We start from the raw sequence: 20,451 nt of genomic DNA, 5'->3' as shown, positions 1-20,451 counted from the left end.
AACCGCCCCGGGTTCGATAGAGATCTCAGATTATGGTTGTGACCTGGGGTTTCGTGGATTCCATGTAGTGGTTGGCTTCGTACTCGACGGGCGGAACGTGCCCTATCTCACCGTGGAGTCGGCGGTGGTTGTACCAGTCGACCCACTCTGCGGTGGCCAACTCGACCCGACCTGGGAGAGCGACTTCCAGGGCCGTCGGGGCTTGATGAGCTCGGTCTTGTACAGGCCGATCGTGCTCTCCATCAGGGCATTGTCGTAGGCGTCGCCGACCGATCCGATCGAGGCGGCGATGCCGGCGGCGTCCAGGTGCTCGGCGAGCCGGAAACTCGTGTATTGCGACCCGGCATCCGAGTGGTGGATCAACTCGCCTGGCTGAACTGGGTGTTGGTCGCGGTCGCGCTGCCAGATCGCCATCTCCACAGCGTCCAGGACGAAGACCGTTTCCTTCACGGTGGCCGCGGACCAGCCGACGATCCGGCGGGAGAACGTGTCCACGACGAAGGCGACATAGACAACACCGGCCCAGGTCTTCAGGTGGGTGAAGTCCGCGACCCAGCAGCGGTTCGGGGCGGCAGCGACGAAGTCGCGGTCCAGCAGGTCCGGCGCCCGTTCGGCCTGCCCGCCGGGCAGCGTAGTGATCACGCGTTTACCACGGACCGCCCCAGTGATGCCGAGTTCACGCATCAGGCGTTCGACGGTGCAGCGGGCCACGCGGCGTCCCTGCCGGTTCAGCTCACGCCAGATCTTCCTCGCCCCGTAGACGTGGTAGTTGGCCTCGAAGACCTCGCTGATCTGTTCCTTCAGTTCGGCGTCCCGCACGGTCCTGGCCGACGGCGTGCTCCGCCGTCTGTGGTGGGCGTAGTAGGTGGAAGGGGCGATCTTGCAGTCGTGCTCGGTGAGCGTCCTGCAGATCGGCTCGACGCCGCCGAAACGGTCCCGGTGCTCGTCGATGAACGCTACGAGCGTGTGTGTGGCCGGTCGAGCTCGGCCGCGAAGAAACTCGCCGCGGCCTTCAGGATCTCGTTGGCCCGCTTCAGTTCGGCGTTCTCCTTCTTCAACGCCTTGAGCTGGGCGGACTCCTCCGTCGTCGTCCCCGGACGTGTCCCCGCGTCGATCTCGTGCTGCTTCACCCAGTTCCGCAGCGTCTCGCGGGAGCCGATGCCGAGCTTCTCGGCCACCGCCTGCAGGGTGGCCGTCTCGTTCGGGTAGTCGTCGCCTACTTCGGCGACCATGCGCACCGCGCGACGGCGGAGCTCGAGCGGGTAACGGGAAGGTCGTGCCATGACTCGATCCCTTCATGAAATCGAGTCTCCATTCGAAACGGGGTGGTTCACGGCCCGACTGCACGTCGATCCCCGACACAACCCGCTCAGCCAGGTGCCCGTCAGCAGGCCTCCCCTGCCTTACGCCGCTGGACCCACGCAAGGCCTTCCGCCGACCGGACGCGCCGCACCGGACACGCCCAGGGCCTGACCCCGGCGCGGAGCGACCGACGGTTTGACGCCGAAGATCGTTGGGCCATGGCGCGTGCGGTGAATGTCCACTCGGTAACCGTGGAGGGCTCGGGAAGGATGGCCTTGTTTCGCTAGGCGCCGCCCGCGCCGCCCATTCGCGCCGCCCCCAGCAGCACGGACGCCCGCAGGTACGAGGTGACAAGGGCACGCGGCTCGGTACAACCGACAGCGTCTGCGGTCGCGTGCCGCGAGGCCCACCTACTCTCCCGGTGTCACCAGTCCCGTCTCGTACGCGATCACGACCGCCTGGGCCCGACTATCCAGGTCAAGCTTGGTCATGGTGCGGTTGAGGTGAGTTTTGACGGTTGCCTCGCTGATGCAGAGACGGTCGGCGATTTCCAGGTTGGACAGGCCTCGGGCGGTCAGCTTCAGCACCTCGACCTCGCGCGAGGTCAGCACGTCCAGGTCGGGCGGCGCGCTGTCCTGAGCGGGCCCGCGCTGCCGGGCGAAGGCCTCGATCAGTCGGCGAGTGACGCTGGGCGCGAAGAGGGCGTCGCCGCCGTCGACCGCGGCCACCGCGGCGAGTAGCCGTTCAGGCCCGGAATCCTTCAGCAGGAACCCGCAGGCCCCGGCCCGCAGGGCCCCGTACACGTACTCATCGAGGTCGAAGGTGGTCAGGATCAGGATGCGGGGAGCCCGGTCGAGGGCCTCCGCGAGGATGCGTTCGGTGGCCTCGATGCCGTTCACACCGGGCATCCGGATGTCCATGAGGATCACATCGGGCCGCCTCTTGGCAGCCAGCCGCACGGCCTCCGCGCCGTCCGCCGCCTCCCCCACGACCTCGAACCCGGGCGCCGCGTCCAGCAGGCCCACGAGACCGGCGCGGATGAGGAACTGGTCGTCGACGACGAGCACTCTGGTCATTTTGTCCGGTCGTCCCCCCGCCAGGTGGTCGATGCCGAGGTCGGCAGGGCCAGTTCGACCGCGAAGCCTCCCCCGGCGCGCGGGCCGAGGCTGATTGTCCCGCCGTAGAGCTTGGCGCGCTCGCGCATGCCGATCAAGCCATGTCCCGCCCCCGTCAGAACTGTATCCGGAATCACCCCCTTTCCGTCGTCCGTGACCAACACGGTCAACTCGTGCGTCCGGTAACGCAGTTCCACGCACGCGTTCGCCCGCCCGGCGTGCTTGAGGACGTTGGTGAGGGCCTCCTGGACGACGCGGTAGGCGCACAGCTCGACGCCGGGCGCGAGCGGGCGCGCAGTGCCTTCGACCGCCAGCTCGACCGGGACGCCGCCGTCCCGGACACGGTCGACCAGGTCCGCCAGCCGGTCCAGGGTGGGCATCGGGGCCCCTTCAGGTGCACCTGGGTCCTCGTCGCGGAGCACCTGGAGCATGCGCCTGAGCTCCTCCAGGGCCTCGCCACTGGTGTCCGCGATGGTGCCCAGCGCGCCGCGGGCCTTGGCCGGGTCGGAGTCGAAGACGAATCGGGCCAGGCCCGCCTGCACGGAGATCACCGCCATGTGGTGGGCGACCACGTCGTGCAGTTCCCGCGCGATCCGCCCACGCTCCTCGGCGACCGCCCGGCGGGCCCGCCCGGCCTGCTCCTGGCGCAGCCGGCGGGTGAGTTCGGCGGAGCGGCGGGTCAGAGTGCCGAACCAGACCAGCACCGAGCAGTACACCACCGCCTGGACCAGGATGGCCGCCATCGACGAGCCACGGCCGACCAGTCCGCCGTACCCCCACACGGCGATCACGTAGGCCGAGCAGACGACGGCGATCCGGAGCGGACACAGCGCCGCCACCGTGTACAGGGAGAGCATGGGGCCCAGGAAGCACGCCGCGGGCCAGTAGCCGAAGGTGACGTAGGCGACCGAGGCAGCGTGTACGGCGACGAAGACGCCCAGCGGCCACCTGCCGCGCAGGACGACCGGCAGATGCGAAAGAGCGATCAGAGCGTGGGCTCGCGCGTCGGGTTCGGGCCAGCCCTGGGCCGCCCGCGACACATGCACCAGCAGCACGGACACCCCGGTCATGGCAAGCGCGATCAGCGTGTCGACGACGAGCCTGTCGACGACGAACGGGCGGGGCGTCCTCAGGCACATCGCCGCAGCCTAGCCCCGCATCCCGGACGATGCATCAACCCATGGAAATACCACGGGAGTTGTACAACCTTGCGGCTACCGCGGTGGTTGGAGCGGGAGTTCCACCCACTGCGGGACGCGTCAGCCGTGGCACTGCTCCTACCGTCAGGGCACAGCGGCACCGCCCCGTCGAGCGGAGTCGCACGGCCCGTGGGCTGTTCGGGGTGCCCGACCGGGGACCCGGCCCGCGACCGGAAGGAGCCAGCATGGCTATACGCAAGCGCATCGCCCTGGCCACGGCCGCCCTCGCCCTGGGCAGCGGCCTTGCCGTACCGCCCGCGACCGCGGCGACGGCCGCGACCTCGGGACCCTGGGAATTCTCGTCCTCGCGGGCCATGACATTGTGCCTCGACACCCACGGCTGGTCGACGGCGAACAGCGCCCAGATCGAGCAGGGCGCATGCCAGGGCGACAACATCGACGACTGGTATTTCGAGCCGGTCTCCGGCGTATCCAACACGTACCGTTTCTCGCTGGGCGCCAACCGCAACAAGTGCATGAACGTTCAGAGCAACTCCACTGCCGACAACGCCAAGATCATCCTGTGGACGTGCAGTTGGGCCACCAACGAGCAGTTCCGTGTCGAGCTCAACCCGAGCAAGCACACCAACAACGTCGACTGGTACTGGATCGTCAGCGTCCGCAGCGGTAAGTGTTTGAAGATCGCCGGTGACTCCAACGCGAGCGGCGCGGATCTCGTCCAGACCTACTGCTACGACCCCAACGACGTCTTCACCTGGCAGGCGGCCTGAGGTGGGGCTGCGGGAAGCCCTCCGCGGCGTCCCGCAGCCGCTTTCGCGGTGCACCATCCACCACCAGGACGTATTGCTTTCGAAGCCGCTTCCGCACACTCGGTGGCCCTTGACCGGTCCCCCGTACGCGCACAGCAAGAGGCATCATGCCGTACGAATCGGGCCAGGCCCGCCTGCACGGAGATCACCGCCATGTGGTGGGCGACCACGTCGTGCAGTTCCCGCGCGATCCGCCCACGCTCCTCGGCGACCGCCCGGCGGGCCCGCCCGGCCTGCTCCTGGCGCAGCCGGCGGGTGAGTTCGGCGAAGCGGCGGGTCAGGGTGCCGAACCAGACCAGCACCGAGCAGTACACCACCGCCTGGACCAGGACGGCCGCCATCGACGAGCCACGGCCGACCAGTCCGCCGTACCCCCAGACGGCGATCACGTAGGCCGAGCAGGCGACGGCGATCCGGAGCGGACACAGCGCCGCCACCGTGTACAGGGAGAGCATGGGGCCCAGGAAGCACGCCGCGGGCCAGTAGCCGAAGGTGACGTAGGCGCCGAGGCGGCGTGTACGGCGACGAAGACGGCCAGCGGCCACCTGCCGCGCAGGACGACCGGCAGATGCGAAAGAGCGATCAGAGCGTGGGCTCGCCCATCACGGAAGCTGTACAACCTCGCGACTACCGCGGCGGTTGGAGCGGGAGGTCCACCCACCGCGGGACGCGTCAGCCGTGACACCGCCCCTACCTTCAAGACACAACGGCCGTGCCCCGTCGAGCGGAACGGGTCTCGTAGACCAGGAACCGAGGGGGCGCTGTCCGCCGCCGTCCCACTGCGACCGCACGGTTATCCACACCGATCGAAAAGGGACACCTATGAGTGCACGTACGAAGCGAGTCCAGCTGGCCGCGGGCATAGTCGGCGCGATAACCGCCGTCACACTCGCGCTGAGCACGTCGCCAGCCTCCGCGAGCGGCACCTACAGCGGCCGCGCCTACGTCTACGGAGGCGGCGACTGGGTGGGCGACTGGGGCGACGAAGGCATCCTGTCGACCAGCACCAACACGTCGTCCAACGCCACCTGCCTGTGGCAGAAAATCCTGTGGGCGGATCTCGCCATCGAAACGGACGGCACCACGTTCGACGCCTCGGACATCGACGGCCACTTCGGATCGAATACCAAGGCCGCGACCAAGGACTGGCAGAACAGGCACCACCTCGATGATGACGGGTCGGTCGGCAAGGACACCTTCGGAAAGGCGGGCACGTACCTGGAGGATCATTACGACCCCGGCGACACTGCCGTTGACACGTACATGGGCACCTGGGACAACTTCAGCGTCTCCCGCGACAGTGACGGCCGGTACCACTTCGAGGACGGCGACGGCAACGCACGGATCGCCGGCTACGACTACCTGACCTGCACCTGACGTCAGGTCCTCCGGTACAACGTGCGGTGCCCGGCTTCCACCGGGGGAGGCCGGGCACCGGACGGTCGTTGAGGTAGGGGATCTGGCTGGCTTCAGGGCTTGCATAACGCGAGGGCGACGTTGTGGCCGCCGAAACCGACGGAGTTGCTTACCGAGGCGTCGATGGGGCCCTCCGTCAGGTCGTTATGCGTCCCGCTGTTGAAGAGCTACCGTGCCCCTGGGGAGACCCCACTCGCTCGGCAACGAGGCAAGTGCGGTCGCCGAGGAGGGCAGCACCTTCCGCCACGCGCGGTACGGCTGAAAGCCCCCGCCGCGAGCCGGGGCCTTCTTCCATGCTGACTCACGGGCTGCTCGACGTCACCCCATCCGGGGTCAGGTGCGCGACAGCGTGAGCGGCGCGCTCTCGTACTTCGGCGGGCGGGCGAAGCCGAGCAGCCAGCCGAACCGAGGCGACAGGTGCTCCTCGGCGAGCCGGAAGACGCCGTAGTAGGAGAAGGTGGCGACCGGGGTCAGGACTCCCGTGATGGCCGTGGCGTTGAGATCGAGTCCGTGGCGGAGGGCCACCGCGACGAGCCAGCCGACCGCGGCCGGGACGCCCGTGCGCAGCAGCGAGGCGTAGAGGTTCATGGGGATGTGCTCCTTGAGCTGGTCAGGGGGATCAGGCGAAGAGACGGCGCCAGGTCTCCGGGCCGGGGTAGCCGTCGGCGTCGGAGCCGGTCCACTTCTGGGCGTGCTGGAAGTCGACGACGTTGAGGCGGTCCGCCTCACCCCAGTCGCGGGACGGGCCGACGCGGTAGTGCTTGCCGTAGCCCTTGCGCACGAGCTGCTGGCCCAGCAGGAGGATCGAGGTGTTCGACTTGCCGGGCCCGAACGCGCTTCGGCCGGGGAACGCCGGCGGGCCCGGCTTAGGCGTCGTCGACGTGGCGGTCGGCAGCTTCGGCATAGGGCCCGGGTCCGTGTGCGTGTTCTCGGGCGTCTGGCCGTGGCCGTAGTGCCCGCCCTCCGTCTCCCAGGTGTGCTCGCTGCGGTTCGCCTTCCAGGTCGGGCACCCATCGGCCAGGTGTCCGGGACCCCCCAACTCCGGGCCCAGGCGAGGATCTTGTCGAGGCCCTTGGCCGGAGTGTCCCGGATGGTCGCGTACGACTTCCCGTTCACGCGGCAGTACGGGAAGAACAGCGTCTCGACTTGGAGACACACCTTCCCGGTGCGGTTGGTCCGGGTGCCGCCTGCGAGATCGACGACCGACTTGGACCGGCTGTTCGCCGGGTAGAACTGGGCGGTCCTGCCCGTGAAGGGATCCCAGAGCAGATGCGGCGCGACTCCCTTGCCACCGCTGGTGAAGTACTGCGCCTTAGATTCAACCGGTCAAGGCAACACTCTCGGCTGGTGTTCGGAATCCCAGGCACTTGCGCGGCCGGTTGTTGAGTTTCGTCGCGATGGCGTCAAGGTCGTCCTGGCTGAACGTCGACAGGTTTGTGCCTTTGGGCAGGTTGAACCGCCCCGGGTTCGATAGAGATCTCAGATTATGGTTGTGACCTGGGGTTTCGTGGATTCCATGTAGTGGTTGGCTTCGTACTCGACGGGCGGAACGTGCCCTATCTCACCGTGGAGTCGGCGGTGGTTGTACCAGTCGACCCACTCTGCGGTGGCCAACTCGACCTGGGAGAGCGACTTCCAGGGCCGTCGGGGCTTGATGAGCTCGGTCTTGTACAGGCCGATCGTGCTCTCCATCAGGGCATTGGGCATTGTCACGTTGGCTGGGCGGGGTGGGATGATCATGTGGTTGATCGTGTCGGGAGGGGATCGCCCGTGTCGTCCGCGTCTCCGTCGTACAAGGGGCACCGGTACCCGGTGGAGATCATCTCGCACTGTGTGTGGCTGTACTTCCGGTTCCCGCTCAGCTTCCGTGAGGTCGAGGAGCTGATGCTGGAGCGCGGCGTGATCGTGTCCTACGAGAGCATCCGCCGCTGGTGTCTCAAGTTCGGGCAGGCCTACGCCAACTCCCTGCGCCGCAGGCGTCCCCGGCCCGGTGACAAGTGGCACCTGGACGAGGTCTTCATCAAGATCAATGGCGAGCAGAAGTACCTGTGGCGGGCCGTCGACCAGGACGGCAACGTCCTCGACATCCTGGTCCAGAACCGGCGTGACAAGACCGCGGCCAGGCGATTCTTCCGCCGGCTCCTCATGAAGACCGGGTCCGTGCCGCGGGTGGTCGTCACCGACAAGCTCCGCTCCTACGGCGCCGCCCACCGCGAGGTCATGCCCTCGGTCGAGCACCGCTCCCACAAAGGCCTGAACAACCGCGCCGAAAACTCCCACCAACCGACCCGGCAGCGCGAACAGGCCATGAAAGGCTTCCGCAGCGTCGGCGGAGCGCAGAGATTCCTCGCCGCGTTCAGCGGCATCTCACCCCACTTCCGACCCCGCCGCCACTGTTTCACCGCCCACGACTACCGCACCGAAAGGCACCACCGCTTCACCACCTGGCGCATCGTCACCGGCTGCGCCGCCGCGGATGCCTGACGGATGCAGCACCGGCGACACGATCACCCCAGCCCGCCCCAACTACCCCTCAGCCCCACAAGTTGACAGTGCCTGCAGCAGTGGTCGCCGTGCTTGCCGGAGGCGTCGGTGGGGTCGGTGGCGCCGCTTTTGGCAGAAGTTCGCGGGTGCATGTTACCCAGGGAGGCGGAAGCCGTTGAAGAGGTCGTCCATGCCGCGCAGGGCCAGGCGGTCGGGGGTGGCACGGACCGTGAGGTCGCGGGCCGTCACCGCGAGCGGGTTACTGAGGGCGCCCAGTCGGCCGATCCGGCGGGCGCGGACGCGGACGGCGTCGGTGCGGTCGCGGCGGGCAGCGGTGTACGCGGCGAGGGCGGCCGGGACGGCGTCGGTGCTGTCTGCGCTGTCTGCGGCGGGCACCAGGTGGGCGAGGACCACCGCGTCCTCGATGGCCTGGCAGCCGCCCTGGCCGAGGTTGGGGGCCATGGCGTGGGCGGCGTCGCCGAGCCAGGCGATCCGGCCGTGGTGCAGGTGGGGGAGCGGGGCGGCCAGGTCGTAGAGGTCGTTCTGGAGGACCTCGGCGGGGTGGAGGCGGCCGACGCGGTCCAGCAGGGCCGGAATCGGGTCGTGCCACGAGCCGAAGCGGTGGCGGAGTTCGGCGCGGGGGTCGGCTGACCGGGTGCCGGCCGGGACGACTGCGGTGGCGTAGAGGTACAACCGGCCGTCGGAGAGCGGGGTCACGCCGAACCGTTCGCCCCGTCCCCAGGTCTCGCTCATGGCCGGTATCCGGAGGTCCGGGGCTTCCACGATGGTTCGCCAGGCGGTCTCGCCGATGTAGTGCAGGCCGGGGTGGGCGGGGAAGTATGCGTGGCGCAGCGGGCTGTGGATGCCGTCGGCGGCGACGACCAGGTCGGCGGGAAGGTCAGGGGCGACTGTCGTACGGACGGTCGGGTGGCCCGTGGCGTCGTCTACGCCGGTCACGGCGGTGCCGTAGCGGAGGGCCTCCGGCGGCAGGGCGGCGGCCAGGGCGGCGCTGAGGGCCGGGCGCGGGACGGCGATCGGGGGTATGCCGTAGCGGGCGGCCATGTCCGCGGTGTCGGTCCGGGCGAGCCACTGGCCGTCCGAGCGGCGGAGGCCCATCGTCGTGGGTACGGCGCTGCCGGCAGCGCGGGCGGCGTCGATGCCGATGGTGTCGAGTGCGCGCAGGGCGTTGGGGGCGAGGCCGATGCCGGCGCCGGTGGTGGGGGGTTCGGGGGCGCGTTCGCAGACGGTGACGTGCCAGCCGCGGCGGTGCAGTGCGATGGCGGCCGTAAGACCGCCGATTCCGGCCCCGGCCACCACCGCGTGACGTTTCGGCATGGAACACCACTTCCGTTCGGTTCGAGCACCCTCCGCAGTTACGGAGCCTTGACTCTGCAACTGCGGAGTCAAGGCATGTTCAGCCCTGACCGCCGCACCATCATCGCGGACACCGCGATCGCCACGATGAAGTCTGGTAACCGCCCCTGGGCGCGGACCAGCTGGCGGTGCATCAGCCAGGCCGGGCTCCGCACTACCACCCGGCGAGGGGCGATGCTTGCGATGTGGAGTCCAGCCAGGCAGACAGTGGCCGTCTGTCACGGCGGGCGGCCGACCCCCGCCACTGCTTGATCTTGTTGATGCAGCGTTCCACCGTGTCGCACTGGCGATGTGCGACGCGGTCGAAGACTGGTGGGCCTTCGTACTCAGTCTGCCGCGGGACCGTCCGAGGGCATGGTGGTGTGGCTCGCCGGCCGGAGCCCTGCGAGCCCCGACGGCGTGCTGATGCGCACGCACGACGGTGGAGCCGACCGCGACGACCCAGTCCAGCTCACCCTCACCCTCGGCGTGGGTCTGGGCGACCAGAGCGGTGAAGATCCGCTCCCAGGTGACATCCATCGCCCACATCCGCGGCCCCTTGTGAGTGCCCTTCCACGAGCCGTACTCCGCCGGAAGGTCCGTCCAGGGCGAGCCCGTGCGGTACTTCCACGCGATTGTGTCGATCGCCTGCCGGTCGTCACGCAACCGGCCACCCCGCCTCGGTGTCGGGGGACAGGCCGCGGGCAGCCCGTAGTTCATCACGTGGACATCCACGCCCTGCGACACTGCCGGGCCGGTCGGGGCGGTTGTCGGGGATGAGCGTGGCGGGTGTGGTGTGTCGCAGTGTGAGCGGCTCCGGTCTCTGCGGGGTGGATGCGGGGCTATAGTCACGGGGTCGCGAAAAACGATGTCCCGCGGGTCCGTCTGCCGGGCATCGCTCGTACATCGATGCAGATGGTTCTGATCGGTGAGCGTCTCCTTGCCGGGGCCGGACATTGTGTCCGCTTCCGGCGCTGACCGTCGCCGACGCGTGTCGGCGCTGCAGAGGAGCGCAGCATGCAGAAGACCATCGCCATTGTCGGAGCGGGACTGGGCGGGCTGACGCTCGCCCGGGTACTTCAGGCTCACGGCGTCGCCGCGACGGTCTACGAGGGTGAGGCTTCGGCGACGACCCGCGCGCAGGGCGGCCTGCTTGACATCCACGAAGAGACCGGAAAGGTCGCGATTCGCACAGCTGGTCTGTACGACGAGTTCCTCACTCTGGTCCGACCGGGCGAGGACGCCAAACGTGTGGTGGACCGCCACGGCACGATCCTTTTCGACATGCCTGCGGACCCCGGTTCGGCCCGTCCAGAGGTGGATCGTGGCGAACTCAGGCGCCTGCTCATCGACTCGCTCGCGCCCGGGACGATCAGGTGGGGTCACAAGCTCGCCTCGATCCGGCACCGTCCCAAGGGCGGCTACGTCCTCACCTTCGCGGAAGGTTCCGCCACGCGCGCCGACATCGTCATCGGCGCGGACGGTGCCTGGTCGAAGGTGCGTCCGCTGCTCACCCCCGCCGAGCCTGTCTACAGCGGAACCTGCTTCCTCGAGACCGCCCTCACCTCGGGCGGCCAGAACCATCGGGCGAGCGTGACCGCGATCGGCAGTGGCACGTTGATGGCGGTCGCGCCGGGCAAAGGCATTATCGCCCATCGTTACGCCGACGGGCACGTGCGCGGATACGTGGCGCTGAACAAGCCCGAGACGTGGATGAGGTCGATCGACTTCGGCGACCCGTCCGCCGGCCTCCGTCAAGTCGCCGACGAGTTCGACGGCTGGTCGCCGCTGCTCACCGCCTTCGTGACAGAGAGCGACGCGGAACCGTGGCTCCGACCCATCTACGCCCTTCCTGTCGGGCTTGAATGGGACAGGGTGCCCGGCGTCACGCTCGTCGGCGACGCCGCGCACCTGATGTCACCCTTTGCTGGCGAAGGCGCAAACCTCGCCATGTACGACGGCGCCGACCTAGCGAGCGAGCTGGTTGAGCAACTCGACACCGAGGCCGCGCTCACCGCCTACGAAGAGCGGCTGTTCGCGCGTAGTGGCGACGCCGCCGACCGTTCGGCGCGGAATCTGGAGGGCTTCTTCGGCCGGGAGGCACCGCAGAGCGTAGTCACTCTGTTCGGTCGCTCCTGATGCTCCAGTGCGGTTTCGTGATCTTGTGGCCGTATCCGGCTGGGAACGGGTACTGCCTTGGGGGGCGGGCGTACAGAGGAGCCTTGCCCCTGTATGGAGACCAGTGATGACGACCTCCCGCGTGCCGCGGTCGTTGCCTGACGGGATACGGGACGGTGCCGCGATCGCCCGCCTGGAGCAGGAAAACGAGCAGCTGTGGCATGCCGTCGATTCTCACGCGACGGTGGACCAGGCCATGGGTGTCCTCATGTGAAACGCCGGGCGGCTTCAGGTCAGTGTGGTCGGGTGGCGCCGTTGTGGTGGTTGAGTGTGTTCCAGCGGCGTTCGAAGCCGGCGAGGAATTTCACGAGGTCGATCGCCCGGACGGGTTTGTTGTACTGCGCTCTGATGCCCCGTTGAGCGAGATCGTGGGCGACTTTGTCCAGGGGCGGGTTTGGAGTGTGCGCCCGGTGTTCGGCCCATGCGGTGTAGATGCGGAATTCGAGGAAGTACCGGGTCAGCGCCTTGGGCTTGATGGGTTCTCCTGCACGGTCGACGATGTTGTGTTCAGCGAGGTGGTGCGAGAGTTCGTTGCCTTGGGGTTCATGGCCGTGCTGCTGCGTAAACGTGTGCCAGGCCAGGTAGTAGCGGTCGACGGTGGTCGGCTGGGACGGAGCGGGAGCAGGTGTGCTGTCTTCTGGTTCCTTCGTCATAGATGCCTTCTCCGGGGTGGTGCGGGTCTGGTCCGGGAGATTCAGGCGTGGTGCCGGTGCCGGCTCTTGCGGGGAGTGCTCACCTGCCGGCGGTGGGGCTTCGGGCTCCTGCGCAGGGGGGCTGCCCATGCCTGACGGGTGTGTGGTGTCCGGATGGTCCGGGGTGGGCGTGCGGTCTGTGTCTTGCGGGCTGGGCTCGTATGGCTGGGACTGCTGCTCGTACTGTTCCTCGGGCACGTGCGACGGGTCGGGCATGTGTGAGGGGCCGTAGCTGCCCTCGTAGACGGTTTCCTGGCGCGGTGGCGCGGCCCGCGGGCTTGGTTCCGGCTCCTGCGCGTGCTCCTGCTCCGGGGCGGGGTAGCCGTCGTCGTTTGGTTGCGGGTGGCGCTGCTTGGCGGGGGGCGCCGCCGGGCCCTTCTGGGCCGGGGCTGGCGCCGGTGCCTCGGCCCGCTCCGGCTCCGTCTGCCGGCGGGGCGCCGCAGGCGCCAGCCCGGGCTCGATGCCTGCCGCTGCAAGGCCCGAGGGGGCCGTTTTTGTCAGGGGCACACCGTAGCGGGCCAGCCGCAGGGGCATCAGTGACTCCACGGGAGCCTTGCGGCGCCAGCCGCGGCCGAAACGCGAACGCAGCTGCGTCTGGTAGACGAGCCGCTCCTGTTCCAGCTGGATGGCCTGCTCGTAGGAGCGCAGCTCCCACAGCTTCATCCGGCGCCAGAGGAGAAAGGTCGGCACGGGGGACAGCAGCCAGCGTGTGAGGCGTATGCCCTCCATGTGCTTGTCGGCCGTGATGTCCGCGATCCGGCCGATCGCGTGCCGGGCCGCTTCCACACAGACCACGAACAGGATCGGTATGACGCCGTGCATGCCCACGCCCAGTGGGTCCGGCCAGGCGGCCGCGCCGTTGAACGCGATCGTCGCCGCCGTCAGCAGCCACGCCGTCTGACGCAGCAGGGGGAAGGGGATCCTGATCCAGGTGAGGAGCAGGTCGAGGGCGAGCAGGACGCAGATACCGGCGTCGATACCGATCGGGAGGATGTAACTGAACTTCCCGAAGCCCTTGTGGAGGGCGAGTTCGCGGACCGCTGCGTAGGAACCGGCGAAGCCGATACCGGCGATGGTGACCGCTCCGCAGACAACGGTTGCGGTCAGGAGGCGGTGGGCCCGGGTGAAGGCCACGGCGTTCCTCGTGCGCCCGGCGCTCACGAGCTTTTGCCCGTGATCGGCGGGTGGCCTCGCATCTGAACGGTTTTCATGACTGCGCGTCGGGTGATTCGGTGTGCCCGGCTGGCCGGCGGTCGGGAGGCGTCCGAGGGCGGAAGTCCGTCATCGCGGACTGCGGGACGCTCACGGTTGCTTGTGCCCGATGGTCCCGGGCCGGATCGAGAAGATCGTTGATGAGTTGTTCGGTTTCGGTTTCGAGTGAGCAGTCAAGTGTCTGGTTGATTTGTTGGAGGCGGGTGATGGCGGTGTGGAGTCCTTGCCGGTTGCCTGCCGCGGCCTCAATCCTGAACCAGTCGCGATACAGCAGCTCCGACGTGTCGTCGGCCTCGAGGCCGGTCGTGATGGCTTGGCGTGCTTTGCTGAGGTCGTGGTGGGGGCCTGCGGGGGTGCGGTAGGTGGCCACGGTGTGCGCGACGTCGATGATGCGGGTGGTCATTTCCTGTTGGTGGGGCTCGGCCCAGGGCAGGGGCTTGCCTCCGAATGGCCGGCCCCGGACCATCGCGAGCGCTCTTTCCAGGTCCGGCAGACCGAACACGCCCTGTGGCAGGGCGTGTTCGGCGAGTTGGAGGAAGCGGGTCCAGTCGCAGCGCACGCCGGGTGCGAGCCGGTAGGGGTCCTCGCCGGACGTGCGGCGGGGCACGTAGGGGGTGCCGGCGGGATCATTCCCCAGGGAACGACGCAGGCCCTGCATGCGGGCGTTGAGGGTGGCCGTCGACCACGGACTGACGGGATCCATGTCCGAACACAGGACATCCGCACTCCGCCCGGGCCGGAAATACAGCAGGGCGGCGAGCTGTGCCATCCGCGGGCCGTGGCCGGTGTGTGCCACGCCGGTCACCTGGAGCGGGCCCAGCACCCGGATCTGCGGCGCGTGCAGGTCGTGTGCCTCGCCCTCATCCCTGTCCGCCACCGTGGATTCCTCAACGGTGTCCTCCTCCGTGTCGGCTTCTCCGGCCGCCGTGGCCTTTCCAGCCGCCGGGGTCTCCCTGGCTGCTGGGTCCCTGGGAGCCGGGGGCGCCGGCGCTTGGGTGTCTGGACCTGCTCCTTCCTCGGCCTGAGTCGGCGTCTCGGCGGTAGGCAGGAGCCGGAGTGCGGACGGGTCGGTGGTGGCGGCGAGCAGGGCGGGGAAGACGCCGCCGCTTACCTCTGCTGTCGGCGTCGGTGTCGGCGTCGGTGTCGGTGTCGGTGTCGGGTTCGTGTCAGGGTCGGTCGTGGGTGTGTCGGTCTCCTGCGGCGTGGGTGTGTGCGGTGTGGTCTGATCGGGCTGCTGCTCGTTGTCGGGTTCGTTGGGGACGTTCTGCCAGGGGCCTTGGGCCGGGTGGGGCGGCTGGGCGGACACGGTCAGCGCGGTGGTGATCTGGAGGTAGGCGGTGTGTTCCAGGCGTTGCACCGTGACGTCGGTGCCGGTGTGGTTGAGGTGCTGGGGTTCGTTGAGTGAGGCGTTGAGGATTTCTGCTTCGGGGAAGTGTGGGGCTGCCGTGCTGGCCGGGGCGATCAGGGTGACGGGGACCGTTCCGGCTTTGTCGATGAGGTCGGCGAACTGCCAGGCGGTGTCCGCGTCGAGTGGGGATGCGCACAGCAGCAGATACGGCTGATGCCGGGTTTCGGGTATCTGGTGTGCTTCCAGCAGCCGTTCGCTCAGATCGCGCAAGGCGTGCGCGGGCTGGCGCATGTGGGTGATCCGCGTGGTGGGCAGCAGGTGTGGCAGGTCCTCGCCGAAGCCCACGGTGACGACTTCGGCTTCGGCCGCCCAGGGGCTCATGGCGAGTTCCAGGGCGAGTGAGGTGCACATTTCGGTGATGTGGACCGGGTTGCCGTCCAGCAGCAGGGCGGGCAGCCGGGCGAGGTTGAGCAGCAGCAGGTCACCTGTCTTGGTGCTGCCGATCGTGGCCAGTCCCGGGTACGGGGGCGGTACCTCGCGGGCGGCCTCTTCGTTAAGGAGGGTGGTGTCCGCGTCCAGGGCCCACCATCCGCCCTTTGCGGTGACGAAGGGAGCCGTCGGCTCCTGGGAGAGATCCTCGGGCAGTACCTGAACCGTGCGGGTACCGATCCGTGCGGCCCGCAGCGGCGGCAGACCCGCAGTCTCCTCCTGGGGCAGCTGGTGGGCCAGGGTGCGCAGGGCGACGTCCAGGCGGGTGGCGCCGTCCGGTTCGGCGGCCGCCGCCAACTGGGCTTCGGCCGGCGAGGTTTGCGGTGCGATGGCGATCGTCTCGCCCGGTTTGCGGCGGCGGCGCTGCAGCGTCCTGCGCAGGGCGAGAGCTCCGGTGAGGGCGGCGGCCAGCAGCGCGCCGGCGCCGAGAACGGTGTGCAGGTTCAACGGGCTGCCGGCCGGGGCCGGCGCCTCGGATGCCGTGGCCGTGGGGGAGGAGGCAGCGGAACCGGACGGCTGGGCCGACACCGACACCGACACCGACGGCGAAGCGGCAGAGGCGCTGGCGCTGGGCTGGGGCGCCGCGGTAGCCGTCGCGGAACCAGGGTCCTGATCCTGCCCGGGTTGCTCGGCGGGACGGCTGTCCGGTGTGCTGGGGGCCGACGAGCGTGGCGCGGGCGCCGTGGTGTGGCTCGGCGTGGGGGGTGCCTGCTCCTGCCCGGTGCCCTCGCCCGGGTTCTGCTCGCTGTCTGGCGTCGGGGTGGCTGGGGGAGTGGTCTCCTGGCTGCCCGCCTCCTCGCCCTGGTCACCATCGCGGGGCGGCGTGTCCTGGCCGGGCTGAAGGTCGGGCACGGTGACCTGCTGCCCCGCGTAGATCATGTCCGGGTCGGAGATGGCGGGCAGGCCGTGCGGCTGCGGCTTGCCCCGGCTTGCCTTGAACAACTCCGGCCACGCGCTGGCGTCACCGACCTCGTCCTCAGCGATCTTCGACAGGTAGTCGCCCGGGTGGACCGTGACGACATGCTCACCCTTCTCCTCGGCAATCGGCACGCCGTCACCGAGCTGCGTACGGACACCTCTCGCAGACGCGCTGGGATCGGGCATTTGAAGCTGCCAGCCGGGCTGCAGAAAGCTGTTCGCACGGAAGACCGTGCCGTCGGCCATGGTCCGGCCGTCGTTCAGTGCGGCGATCTCCCGCCACAGCTCGCCGTCCCCCAACTCCCGTTCTGCGATGCCCCACAGGCTTTCCGCGGGCCGCATCTCGCGCACCGTGTACGTGCGGGACGCCGGCGTACTCGCGGCGGACGACCGAGCCTGATCGGCTTCGGTGGCTTGCGGGGCCCGCGATGCCTGTCCGGGGATGGGAGCCGCGGTGGCGGCCGGCGCGGCCTGCGCGTCGGAGGCCAGCGCCGAACTCGTGGGCAGCAGTACCAGGATGCTGCCCACCAGAAGCGCGGCGGCCCGCTGTGAGGAGCCCAGACCGCGCGGGGCGCGCCAGGTCCGGCCCCGCAGCTGTGCGATCAGCTCACGGACGGCGCAGAACGCAAACTGCATCCACCCGATCCAGCCCACGCAGGCGAGCAGCAGCAGGAACGCCGCCCCGGTGTCCTGCCGGTCGAGCAGGTGGGTGAGGTCGTCGTGGGTGGAAGCCCAGATGACCGGGGTGATCCAGGCCAGCAGCAGCGGCAGCCCGCAGACCGCGCCGGCCAGCACGAGCAGGCTCAGCACGGCCTTGAGGATCCGGCCCAGGGTGCGGGCGGCCGCTGTGGCGGGGGAGTGGGTGGCGGGCATCAGTTTCCTTCGGGGGCGGTGACGCCGTGCAGGAGGGCGGCCGTGCCCTGGCCGGTCACCGACAGCGAGCCGATCCCGACCACCGACAGGAACTTCGTGTCGTAGGAGCCGGTCACGACGACCGTGAGGGTCTTGCCGTCGCCGGACACGCTGACCGTGCCGGTGGCGCCGGCGGAGTTCAGGTAGGCCTGGGCGGCGGCCTGCGCGTCCTGCGGATCCACGACGATCGCGTTACCGCTGATGGCCTCGGCGGCGTCGATGGCCTGACCGCCTGCCCGGGCGGCCTCGCCGGCGATGTAGTCGGCGCGTTCGACCGCGCGCATCTTGCTGCCGCCGTCGACGGCGACGCCGATGATGCCGAGCAGCGCGACGACGCACACCGCGACGAACACGGTGACGCCTCCCCGGTCATCCCGCCGTGCCCGGCTCAGCCCCAGCTGCTGAAAGATCATCAGTCGCCCCGCTGCCGGTACTGGTCCACCACGGACGTTGCCGTCGAGGTAGGCGTCCGGGCTCCGGGCACGCCCGGCAGCAGGTCGCAGAGGCTGACCGTGCAGGTCACGGTCACTGTTCCCACCTGGACCACTCCTGCCGCGTTGGTGGGGGAGTGGGGTAAAGCCGGGCATGAGCAAGCGGGATGTGTTCCCGCCCTGCCAGGTCCTGCTGGGTTCCCGGCCTGCTTCCGGCGTGCCGGGACTGGCCGCTCTCGCGGCTGGGCAAGGTAACGCGTCCAGCGTTGTCGGCAGGGGGGAAGGTGACACCAATGCGGTCGCATCGAAGGGTGTTCGGCGCACTGGGTGGAGTTGCTGTGCTGATCGCTTTGGCTGCGGTTGTCTGGCTTCCCCGAGTGCTCTATCCGCCCCTCACGTCGCGCGAGTTGGGTCATGTCGCAGGCAAGGCGAAGGGCGTCGAACTGCAACAAGCCCAGGCCCGGGTACAAAACGACTTCCGCAGCCAATTGCTGCAAGCCATGGGTGGGCTGGTCGTCGTCGCAGGTGCAGCTGTCGGCTGGCAGCAACTCCGGCTGGCCCGCGAGGGGCAGATCGCGGAACGCTTCACCCGGGCAATTGATCACCTCGGGAGCGAAACGCTCGATGTCCGGCTCGGGGGCATCTACGCCCTGGAAAGGGTCGCCAAGAACTCTCCCGACGACCGACCGACCGTCACCGATATCCTGTGCGCGTTCGTCCGTGAGCACTCTCGATGGCCGGTTGGCGCCCCCGACGGACCGGAACACCCCACACCCACCGTGGACCGCGATGTGCCTTGGCTGACGATCCGGTGTCCGGACGTGCAGACCGCTCTGTACGTGCTGGGCCGCCGCCCTGGGCATCCTCAGGAACACCCGTTGTACCTGTCGCGAGCGGATCTGCGCCGCGCGCAGCTCGGCGGGGCCCAGCTGGAGGGGACCAACCTGCGGCATTCGAATCTGGCCCGTGCCTACATGCCCAACAGCAACTTGGGAAACGGCCAGCTGGTGAACGTTGATCTCCGTCACGCCCACCTTCGAGGCGCCCGGTTGCCGGGCGCTGACCTGCGCAACGCGCACCTGGAACACGCCGACCTGCGGCAAGCCAGCTTGCACGGTGCTGATCTGAGAGGAGCCGACCTGTCGGACGCTCTCTTGGACGGGGCCGACCTCACCGATGTCCGCACCGACGACACGACGACCTTGCCCGGCACCCGCCACCGCACATAGATCGCGCCACTGTCCTGGGCACAAGCGCACGCCCGCATACCCCCAACCAGCGTGTACCGGGCGCTTCAGGAGGGCAGGACTGCGCCGCCTTCTCCCACAGGGATCGAACGGTCGAGGCCGCCGCAGTTCGCCGTCTCCCAGGACAACGGTGCAGTGCCGTGTCTGAGACGGGGAGGATGGAGTTCGAGAATCCATGCAGTCAGACATCTTCCCCACCTACCTCGGCGCCTGAGTTCCACAGCGAGGGCAATGCGGGATCTGTGAACCCAAGAGCTCGCTGCCGGTACTGATCCACCACGGAGGTTGCCGTCGACGTGAGCGTGCGGGCTCCTGGGACGCCCGGCAGCAGCAGGTCGGAGAGGGTGACTGTGCAGGTCACCGTCACGGTCACGGTGCCGACCTGGCCCACCGGCACGCTCAGTCCGCCGGTGTTGACGGTGACGTCGGCGGACGCGCACGTGATGCCCTGGTCGCCCAGAGACTCGGCGGCCGCCGCCTGCGCGGCGTTCTGGGCGGCCGCCACGGTGCGGTGGATGGATGCTTCCCGGGCCGCGTCCTCGGCCGCCGCATCGATTTTCGCCCCGGAGGTGACCAGGCGTCCCCCGGCGATCGCCAGACAGATGAACATGATCAGCGGTGGGAGGATGACGGCGGCCTCGATCGCCACACTGCCCTCGTCACCGCGCCCCCAGCGCGCCCAACAAGCCCTGCTGCTCAACGACTTCATCCCCCCGGCACCGTCCAGCGCTCCACCGCTCCGGAGGCCGACTGACTGACCCGCAGCCCGGACAGGCCCGGGATCATCGACTGGGCCGTGCCCGTCACCTGGATCCGCACCCGCTCGCCAGTGCTCCCGGCGGTGGAGACGCTGTAGCCGACCAGGCTGTCGCCCGCCGAACGGCCCAGCACCTCGCGGGCCTTGGCGGTGCCGTCGGCCGGGCTTGCCTGGTAGGCGCGGGCCGCGCTGGCGCCCTCGCGGGCGGCGGTCAGGGCGATCTGGCGGGCGTAGTACCACATGGAGGCCTGGATGACGGCGATGGTGGCGAGCAGCACGAACGGGTAGACGATCGCCATCTGGATGGACGTGTCGCCCCGGTCATCGCGCCACCGTCGCCCGTGCCACCAGGTTTTCAGCCGGTCGCCGTTTGGCATCAGATGCCGGCCAGGTTGCCGTTGTACTTGGCGATCACCACGGCGATGGTTCCGGCGATCACCAGGGCGCCGGTGACGGCGGCGACCCAGATGATGACGGTGGTGATGCTGATGTCACCCCTGTCCGGGTGACGCGCGGCCTCGGCCGTGGCCTCCTGAAGGTGCCTGGTCAGCCGGCGGATGGCGCGGTAGGAATGGGCTGCGGTGTGCTTCATCGGGAGTGCTCCTCCACCAGGTTGAACATGTGTAAA

The 20,451-nt window shown here is 69.0% G+C and carries 19 protein-coding genes and 5 pseudogenes; 6 read left to right on the top strand and 18 right to left on the bottom strand.

Annotated elements, in window-relative coordinates:
* Positions 1-25: 25 nt before the first annotated feature.
* The 3 genes and pseudogenes from QFZ76_RS00620 to QFZ76_RS00610 form a co-directional block, all read right to left on the bottom strand.
* Positions 26-1,283, bottom strand: a pseudogene (locus QFZ76_RS00620) (IS3 family transposase).
* A 429-nt stretch (positions 1,284-1,712) separates the two neighbouring features.
* Complete coding sequence (locus QFZ76_RS00615) at positions 1,713-2,378, bottom strand: response regulator transcription factor (RefSeq protein ID WP_307671828.1); 666 nt, start codon at positions 2,376-2,378, stop codon at positions 1,713-1,715.
* Positions 2,375-3,556 carry a sensor histidine kinase gene (locus QFZ76_RS00610; protein ID WP_307671827.1) on the bottom strand — a complete coding sequence of 394 codons (1,182 nt, stop codon included), beginning with the start codon at positions 3,554-3,556 and terminating at the stop codon, positions 2,375-2,377. The genes QFZ76_RS00615 and QFZ76_RS00610 overlap by 4 nt, the downstream gene beginning before the upstream one ends.
* Positions 3,557-3,801: 245 nt before the next feature.
* On the opposite strand from QFZ76_RS00610, the gene QFZ76_RS00605 reads away from it, so the two are divergent.
* A complete protein-coding gene (locus QFZ76_RS00605; protein WP_307671826.1) occupies positions 3,802-4,347 on the top strand; it encodes an RICIN domain-containing protein in 546 nt (181 codons plus the stop codon).
* On the opposite strand, the gene QFZ76_RS51580 is transcribed toward QFZ76_RS00605, so the two are convergent.
* Entirely contained in the window at positions 4,308-4,931 is a 624-nt protein-coding gene (locus QFZ76_RS51580) for a histidine kinase (protein WP_373464240.1), read from the bottom strand. The two genes, QFZ76_RS00605 and QFZ76_RS51580, sit on opposite strands and share 40 nt — an antisense overlap.
* 277 nt (positions 4,932-5,208) lie before the next feature.
* Here QFZ76_RS51580 and QFZ76_RS00595 point away from each other — a divergent pair, with 277 nt between their 5' ends.
* The gene (locus QFZ76_RS00595; protein ID WP_307671825.1) at positions 5,209-5,763 is read left to right on the top strand and encodes a peptidoglycan-binding protein; all 555 of its coding nucleotides are present in this window, start codon (positions 5,209-5,211) and stop codon (positions 5,761-5,763) included.
* Positions 5,764-6,135: 372 nt separating this feature from the next.
* On the opposite strand, the gene QFZ76_RS00590 is transcribed toward QFZ76_RS00595, so the two are convergent.
* From QFZ76_RS00590 to QFZ76_RS00575, 4 genes and pseudogenes are all read right to left on the bottom strand, one after another.
* Positions 6,136-6,390, bottom strand: coding sequence for a hypothetical protein (locus tag QFZ76_RS00590; RefSeq protein ID WP_307671824.1), 255 nt, complete (start codon positions 6,388-6,390; stop codon positions 6,136-6,138).
* A 31-nt stretch (positions 6,391-6,421) separates the two neighbouring features.
* Entirely contained in the window at positions 6,422-6,706 is a 285-nt protein-coding gene (locus QFZ76_RS00585) for a peptidoglycan-binding protein (protein WP_373464239.1), read from the bottom strand.
* 414 nt (positions 6,707-7,120) lie between these two features.
* A pseudogene (locus tag QFZ76_RS00580) lies at positions 7,121-7,249 on the bottom strand (IS30 family transposase); the annotation flags it as partial.
* 32 nt (positions 7,250-7,281) lie between these two features.
* Positions 7,282-7,503 (bottom strand): annotated as a pseudogene (locus tag QFZ76_RS00575) (integrase core domain-containing protein); the annotation flags it as partial.
* A 69-nt stretch (positions 7,504-7,572) separates the two neighbouring features.
* Between QFZ76_RS00575 and QFZ76_RS00570 the strand changes: the two are divergent.
* Positions 7,573-8,286: an IS6 family transposase gene (locus QFZ76_RS00570; protein ID WP_307671823.1), complete on the top strand. Its 714-nt coding sequence runs from the start codon at positions 7,573-7,575 to the stop codon at positions 8,284-8,286.
* A 153-nt stretch (positions 8,287-8,439) separates the two neighbouring features.
* On the opposite strand, the gene QFZ76_RS00565 is transcribed toward QFZ76_RS00570, so the two are convergent.
* The 3 genes and pseudogenes from QFZ76_RS00565 to QFZ76_RS51570 form a co-directional block, all read right to left on the bottom strand.
* Positions 8,440-9,621, bottom strand: coding sequence for an FAD-dependent oxidoreductase (locus tag QFZ76_RS00565; protein ID WP_307671822.1), 1,182 nt, complete (start codon positions 9,619-9,621; stop codon positions 8,440-8,442).
* Positions 9,622-9,874: 253 nt separating this feature from the next.
* Positions 9,875-9,976: pseudogene (locus QFZ76_RS51575) on the bottom strand (IS5/IS1182 family transposase); the annotation flags it as partial.
* Between the two features lie 188 nt (positions 9,977-10,164).
* Positions 10,165-10,359, bottom strand: a pseudogene (locus QFZ76_RS51570) (transposase); the annotation flags it as partial.
* A 297-nt stretch (positions 10,360-10,656) separates the two neighbouring features.
* Between QFZ76_RS51570 and QFZ76_RS00560 the strand changes: the two are divergent.
* Both QFZ76_RS00560 and QFZ76_RS00555 read left to right on the top strand, forming a co-directional pair.
* A complete protein-coding gene (locus QFZ76_RS00560; RefSeq protein WP_307671821.1) occupies positions 10,657-11,778 on the top strand; it encodes an NAD(P)/FAD-dependent oxidoreductase in 1,122 nt (373 codons plus the stop codon).
* A gap of 106 nt (positions 11,779-11,884) precedes the next feature.
* Complete coding sequence (locus QFZ76_RS00555) at positions 11,885-12,031, top strand: hypothetical protein (protein WP_307671820.1); 147 nt, start codon at positions 11,885-11,887, stop codon at positions 12,029-12,031.
* 19 nt (positions 12,032-12,050) lie between these two features.
* Here QFZ76_RS00555 and QFZ76_RS00550 read toward each other — a convergent pair whose 3' ends face one another.
* The 4 genes from QFZ76_RS00550 to QFZ76_RS00535 form a co-directional block, all read right to left on the bottom strand.
* A complete protein-coding gene (locus tag QFZ76_RS00550; protein ID WP_307671819.1) occupies positions 12,051-13,643 on the bottom strand; it encodes a DUF2637 domain-containing protein in 1,593 nt (530 codons plus the stop codon).
* A 73-nt stretch (positions 13,644-13,716) separates the two neighbouring features.
* Positions 13,717-17,349, bottom strand: coding sequence for a LysM peptidoglycan-binding domain-containing protein (locus tag QFZ76_RS00545; RefSeq protein WP_307671818.1), 3,633 nt, complete (start codon positions 17,347-17,349; stop codon positions 13,717-13,719).
* Entirely contained in the window at positions 17,349-17,801 is a 453-nt protein-coding gene (locus tag QFZ76_RS00540) for a pilus assembly protein TadG-related protein (RefSeq protein WP_307671817.1), read from the bottom strand. Before QFZ76_RS00540 ends, QFZ76_RS00545 begins: the two co-directional genes overlap by 1 nt.
* Entirely contained in the window at positions 17,801-17,926 is a 126-nt protein-coding gene (locus QFZ76_RS00535; protein ID WP_373464238.1) for a hypothetical protein, read from the bottom strand. The genes QFZ76_RS00540 and QFZ76_RS00535 overlap by 1 nt, the downstream gene beginning before the upstream one ends.
* Before the next feature lie 231 nt (positions 17,927-18,157).
* On the opposite strand from QFZ76_RS00535, the gene QFZ76_RS00530 reads away from it, so the two are divergent.
* Complete coding sequence (locus QFZ76_RS00530; protein ID WP_307671816.1) at positions 18,158-19,048, top strand: pentapeptide repeat-containing protein; 891 nt, start codon at positions 18,158-18,160, stop codon at positions 19,046-19,048.
* Between the two features lie 199 nt (positions 19,049-19,247).
* On the opposite strand, the gene QFZ76_RS00525 is transcribed toward QFZ76_RS00530, so the two are convergent.
* From QFZ76_RS00525 to QFZ76_RS00515, 3 genes are read right to left on the bottom strand one after another with little or no spacing between them, the layout of a single operon-like run.
* Positions 19,248-19,775 (bottom strand): TadE/TadG family type IV pilus assembly protein, encoded by a 528-nt coding sequence (locus QFZ76_RS00525; protein ID WP_307671815.1) that lies wholly within the window; start codon positions 19,773-19,775, stop codon positions 19,248-19,250.
* The gene (locus tag QFZ76_RS00520) at positions 19,772-20,200 is read right to left on the bottom strand and encodes a TadE/TadG family type IV pilus assembly protein (protein WP_373464237.1); all 429 of its coding nucleotides are present in this window, start codon (positions 20,198-20,200) and stop codon (positions 19,772-19,774) included. The genes QFZ76_RS00525 and QFZ76_RS00520 overlap by 4 nt, the downstream gene beginning before the upstream one ends.
* Positions 20,200-20,415, bottom strand: a complete 216-nt coding sequence (locus tag QFZ76_RS00515) for a hypothetical protein (RefSeq protein ID WP_307671813.1) — start codon at positions 20,413-20,415, stop codon at positions 20,200-20,202. The genes QFZ76_RS00520 and QFZ76_RS00515 overlap by 1 nt, the downstream gene beginning before the upstream one ends.
* Positions 20,416-20,451 lie beyond the last annotated feature (36 nt).

Origin of the sequence: Streptomyces sp. V4I2 (assembly GCF_030817655.1) — a bacterium.
Lineage (GTDB): Bacteria > Actinomycetota > Actinomycetes > Streptomycetales > Streptomycetaceae > Streptomyces > Streptomyces plumbiresistens.
Note: the sequence above shows the minus strand (reverse complement) of the source record. Positions and strands in the feature narration are given on the sequence as shown.

Coding starts and splice junctions, on each gene's coding strand:
- QFZ76_RS00595 (WP_307671825.1), top strand. CDS start 5,209: ATGAGTGCACGTACGAAGCGAGTCCAGCTGGCCGCGGGCATAGTCGGC.
- QFZ76_RS00605 (WP_307671826.1), top strand. CDS start 3,802: ATGGCTATACGCAAGCGCATCGCCCTGGCCACGGCCGCCCTCGCCCTG.
- QFZ76_RS00555 (WP_307671820.1), top strand. CDS start 11,885: ATGACGACCTCCCGCGTGCCGCGGTCGTTGCCTGACGGGATACGGGAC.
- QFZ76_RS00585 (WP_373464239.1), bottom strand. CDS start 6,706: ATGCCGAAGCTGCCGACCGCCACGTCGACGACGCCTAAGCCGGGCCCG.
- QFZ76_RS00540 (WP_307671817.1), bottom strand. CDS start 17,801: ATGATCTTTCAGCAGCTGGGGCTGAGCCGGGCACGGCGGGATGACCGG.
- QFZ76_RS00545 (WP_307671818.1), bottom strand. CDS start 17,349: ATGCCCGCCACCCACTCCCCCGCCACAGCGGCCGCCCGCACCCTGGGC.
- QFZ76_RS00515 (WP_307671813.1), bottom strand. CDS start 20,415: ATGAAGCACACCGCAGCCCATTCCTACCGCGCCATCCGCCGGCTGACC.
- QFZ76_RS00565 (WP_307671822.1), bottom strand. CDS start 9,621: ATGCCGAAACGTCACGCGGTGGTGGCCGGGGCCGGAATCGGCGGTCTT.
- QFZ76_RS00560 (WP_307671821.1), top strand. CDS start 10,657: ATGCAGAAGACCATCGCCATTGTCGGAGCGGGACTGGGCGGGCTGACG.
- QFZ76_RS00610 (WP_307671827.1), bottom strand. CDS start 3,556: ATGTGCCTGAGGACGCCCCGCCCGTTCGTCGTCGACAGGCTCGTCGTC.
- QFZ76_RS00520 (WP_373464237.1), bottom strand. CDS start 20,200: ATGCCAAACGGCGACCGGCTGAAAACCTGGTGGCACGGGCGACGGTGG.
- QFZ76_RS00525 (WP_307671815.1), bottom strand. CDS start 19,775: ATGAAGTCGTTGAGCAGCAGGGCTTGTTGGGCGCGCTGGGGGCGCGGT.
- QFZ76_RS00615 (WP_307671828.1), bottom strand. CDS start 2,378: ATGACCAGAGTGCTCGTCGTCGACGACCAGTTCCTCATCCGCGCCGGT.
- QFZ76_RS00590 (WP_307671824.1), bottom strand. CDS start 6,390: ATGAACCTCTACGCCTCGCTGCTGCGCACGGGCGTCCCGGCCGCGGTC.